This window comes from Sulfurihydrogenibium yellowstonense SS-5 (genome assembly GCF_000173615.1).
GTDB lineage: Bacteria > Aquificota > Aquificia > Aquificales > Hydrogenothermaceae > Sulfurihydrogenibium > Sulfurihydrogenibium yellowstonense.
In genome coordinates this window covers 1-4000 of sequence record NZ_ABZS01000159.1, presented here as the reverse complement: position 1 = coordinate 4000, position 4000 = coordinate 1, and the positions used below count along the sequence as shown (strand labels likewise).

4 protein-coding genes are annotated in these 4000 nt (G+C 32.5%); 3 read left to right on the top strand and 1 reads right to left on the bottom strand.

Going from position 1 to position 4000, the window contains the following annotated elements; all coding sequences use genetic code 11:
- The coding region (locus SULYE_RS06710) for an HAD-IC family P-type ATPase (protein WP_007547814.1) at window positions 1-1081 on the bottom strand (1081 nt) is incomplete at its 3' end.
- A 609-nt stretch (window positions 1082-1690) separates the two neighbouring features.
- On the opposite strand from SULYE_RS06710, the gene SULYE_RS06705 reads away from it, so the two are divergent.
- The 3 genes from SULYE_RS06705 to SULYE_RS06695 are packed head-to-tail and all read left to right on the top strand — an operon-like array spanning window position 1691 to window position 3813.
- On the top strand, window positions 1691-2116 hold the full coding sequence (locus SULYE_RS06705) for a hypothetical protein (RefSeq protein WP_007547812.1): 426 nt from the start codon (window positions 1691-1693) through the stop codon (window positions 2114-2116).
- Window positions 2117-2129: 13 nt separating this feature from the next.
- Window positions 2130-2867: a LytR/AlgR family response regulator transcription factor gene (locus tag SULYE_RS06700; protein WP_007547811.1), complete on the top strand. Its 738-nt coding sequence runs from the start codon at window positions 2130-2132 to the stop codon at window positions 2865-2867.
- Window positions 2868-2877: 10 nt separating this feature from the next.
- Window positions 2878-3813, top strand: coding sequence for a YbgA family protein (locus SULYE_RS06695; protein WP_007547810.1), 936 nt, complete (start codon window positions 2878-2880; stop codon window positions 3811-3813).
- Window positions 3814-4000 lie beyond the last annotated feature (187 nt).

The following is a 4000-nucleotide window of genomic DNA, read 5'->3' as shown; positions in this document are numbered from 1 at the left end:
CCTTTTCAACCCGGAAGTTTACATACCAATAGATAAATGAAGAAATTGACAAGAAAAACACTATCGGTAAAAAGTAAAAAGCTATTCTGTCAGCTATTCTGTTTATTGGAGCTTTTGTATTTCTTATTTGCTTCATTATCTCGATGAATCTGTTTAACGTCCACTGTGATTGTGGTTTATCAACCTTTATCTTAAAACTTCCATCTAAAACAGTTGTTCCAGCATACAGATAATCCCCAGATTTTTTCAACACCGGGTTTATCTCTCCAGTTAAAACCGATTCGTCAACATGACCAATTCCTTCTACTATTACACCATCAGCCGGTACTTTTTCACCCGGACGAATTTTGACTATATCTCCAACTTTAACTTCTTCAACCGGAACTTCAACTTCTACATCGTTTTTAATAACCGTTGCTTTTTTTGCAGTTAGATCCATTAGCTGTTTCATAAAGTTTGAAGCTTTTACTCTCGAAGATGTCTCTAAATATCTTCCAAATGTTACTAAAACTAAAATCATCGTTGCGGTTTCAAAATATATTGCATTCTTACCGGTTAAAACTGAATAAACAGAAAGAAAATAAGCAGAGAACGAGCCAATGGCAATAAGCGTATCTGTATTAAAGTTTAATAAATTTTCTTTTGAAAAAGAGTTTTTAAGAATAGGAACGCCAAGAATCAGCATAACAGGAGTGGATAAAACAAGGATTACGTATTTGATAAATCCTGTGAAAAGCTGCATCTCTTTGTCGTTTGGGTCAACAAAATGAGAGCCGTATATATAAGTGCTAAGCATCATTACAATCATTGCAAGGAAATATCCAAATCCAAACTTTCCAAGGAAAGCCATTGCCGTGCCTTCATCACCACGAAGACCGGTGGTTTTATTTATCAGATAACATCCAAAACAGCAAAAATCTTCCATCTTACCATTTACTTCAAATTTTAGAGGTCTTCCAGTGATTGGAATTCCACACTGATAACATTCAGCGTTTTTTTCTTCACTTAGAGATATTGGACCACAGGAGCATGAAATAGTTGGCTTTATCTCTAAACTTTCCTTTTTCTCCTGACTTTCCAAGAAGTGCTCCTTCTGTGTTTTTAAGATATAAAATTATATATCAATTAACGTTGGTTTCAATTTAATACTATAAAAATTAATTTACTGATTATTCCTTACTATCTCACTTCTCATATTCTAAAGTCGTGCGGGGTATCTCCGCCTTTTGTCTTCTTAACTATTCAAAAAATCAAAAAATGAGATCCTTCGGACTTACGTCCTCAGGAGGATGACAGAAAACCGCCAATAGCGTCATTCTGAGCGAAGCGAAGAATCTCATACTTTTGTTGAATTTCTCATCCGACGTATTATGTAATAATTATTTTAAAATTGCTACAACGATTTTATTCCTGCTTAAAATCCATAATCTACAAACTGAAAAATCCATCACATAAAACGACACAATTTCCATTTAAAAACCTTAGCCACTGCTTTACTCTTATAATGTAAATTTATCTTAGGGAGGTGTAAGTCATGTTGCCAGAATCAATGAGGTTTTTAAGAATCGGTTGGTGGGTAGTTCATGTGATTGGAATTAGCCTTGTGTTCTATCTTGGGCATAAGTTTGGTAATGCAATCTTTGGTCAGTGATGCTAAAATTTTTCCTCCCTTCTAAAAGGGAGGTTTTTTATGTATCTTTTTTTGAAATATCTGCATATACTTGCCGTGATAGGATGGATAAGCTCTTCAAGCTCTATGTCGCTGTATTTGATTTACAAAACCTTTGTTTTAAAAGATAAAGATCAAGAAAAAGAAAGGAAATTTTACAAATATTTAGTATACTTAGAAGTATTTTTGTTTTCAACAGTAATATCACTTGGATTAAGCTTATACTTTTTATTCTACGATGATTTTTCAATAACTTGGTTAAGGGTTAAGATTTTAATAGCTTTGTTGTTTTTTGCTCCCATGGAAGCTTTAAATCTATATTTTATTTTAAAGGCGAAAAACATAGAAGATTATAAAAAGTATGATAAATTTGTATTGATAATTTCACCATTTTTAATACTTTTTGGGTTAATTATTATTTACATGGCTGTTTTTAAGCCGGATTAAAGGAGGTTTGACCATGAACGTTTTTATCGTTGAAGATGAACCAATCGCAAGAGAAAGATTGATTAGACTTTTAAAAGAAATTGGAAATATAAATATTGTTGGAGTTGCTGACAGTAAGGAAAAAGCTCTATCGGAGATGAAAGATAAAGAGATTGATGTGTTATTTTTAGATATTAAGCTTCCAGACGGCACAGGTTTAGAAATTGCAAAAGAAGTCATTGAGGGTATGGATAATCCGCCTTACATAATCTTTGCAACGGCATACGGTGAGTTTGCGCTTGATGCCTTCAAAGCAAATGCAATAGATTATCTATTAAAGCCTTTTACAAAGGAAGATGTAGAAAAAGCATTAGAGAAAATAAAAAATATAGAAAACAAAAGCTTTAACCTTGCAAAGATAGCAACCATTACTACAAACACAGAAATACTCATACCGGTAAAACATCTTAGTAAGATAGTTCTTTTAAAGCCAGATGATATTTATTACATAAAGGCTGAGCTTTCTGAAACAGTCATAAGAACAAAGGATAAAGAGTACATTTCTAATAGAAAGCTGTATGAGTTTGAAGATATCTTAAAATACAAAGGTTTCTTTAGAGTTCACAAAAGCTACTTAGTAAATCTAACAAAAATTAAAGAGATGAAGTCAGTAGAACAAAGTAAATTTTTAATCACATTCCAAGATATACCAGACAGTTTAAAAACAAGCAGAGATGGTGCAAAATATTTAAGGGATTATCTAAACATTTAAAGGAAAAATTATGAGTCATTACAAGCCAAGAATCGTTTTAAGTAGATGTTTAAACATAGAGCCGGTTAGATACAACGGCGGTATTGTAAACGATGAGTTTAGCAAAAAACTTCTTGATTATGTTGAATATATAACAGTTTGCCCAGAAGTAGACATAGGAATGCCTGTTCCAAGACCTTCTGTCTTGCTTTACAAAAAAGACAACCAAATAAGAATGATAGAGCCAAACAGCATGAAAGATTACACAGAAGAGATTATAAACTACTCAGAAAATTTTTTAAAATCTGTAGGAGATGTTGACGGATTTTTACTGAAAGCAAAATCTCCAAGCTGCGGAGTAAAAGATGCTAAACTTTATCAAGAAAACTTAAAAGGTTTGATAAACGGAAAAAGTAGCGGTTTATTTGCACAAAAGGCTATGGATCATTACTCCTACTTACCGGTTGAAGATGAGGGAAGGTTGAACGACTACTGGATAAGAAGAGACTTTTTAACAAAGATTTTTTCTTATGCAAGATTAAGATATTTGAAGGATAATTATAAAGAAATTAACGATTTGCTAAAATTTCACCAAGAACATAAATATTTGCTTATGCTTTATGACTCAAACGCTTTAAAAAAGATGGGAAATATACTTGCAAACTGGAAAAAGTATGGATTAGATGAGACAATGAATCAGTACGTCAGTTTATTCTATAGTGCTTTATCTAAAAGGTCTAATTTAAACAAACATTTAAACGTCATCCAGCATATATACGGACATTTCTCAGACAAAATCTCCCAGTCAGAAAAAAAGCATCTGCTTAGAATGATAGATAAATTTACAAATAACAGACTTCAGCTTGAAGGTCTTCTTGAATACATTAAAAGCTTCATATACAGGTTTAACGACAACTATCTAAAATCACAAGCCTATTTGAATCCTTTTCCGGAAGAGTTGATGTAGGAAGTGAAAAAGTAATTTAAACAAATTTAGAGCAAAACCGTTCCAGAAATCCACATCATTGTCATTCTGCAGCTGTGAGAAGAATCTCCTATTTACAAAAACATTAAAAAATGACATCCTTCACAACGTTCAGGATGACAAAAAAGATCAAATAGTGTCATTCTGCAGCCGACGAAGAATCTCCTTC

Bases quoted from the DNA above. Each gene is read 5' to 3' on its own strand.
- SULYE_RS06695 (WP_007547810.1), top strand. From the start codon at position 2,878: ATGAGTCATTACAAGCCAAGAATCGTTTTAAGTAGATGTTTAAACATA.
- SULYE_RS06705 (WP_007547812.1), top strand. From the start codon at position 1,691: ATGTATCTTTTTTTGAAATATCTGCATATACTTGCCGTGATAGGATGG.
- SULYE_RS06700 (WP_007547811.1), top strand. From the start codon at position 2,130: ATGAACGTTTTTATCGTTGAAGATGAACCAATCGCAAGAGAAAGATTG.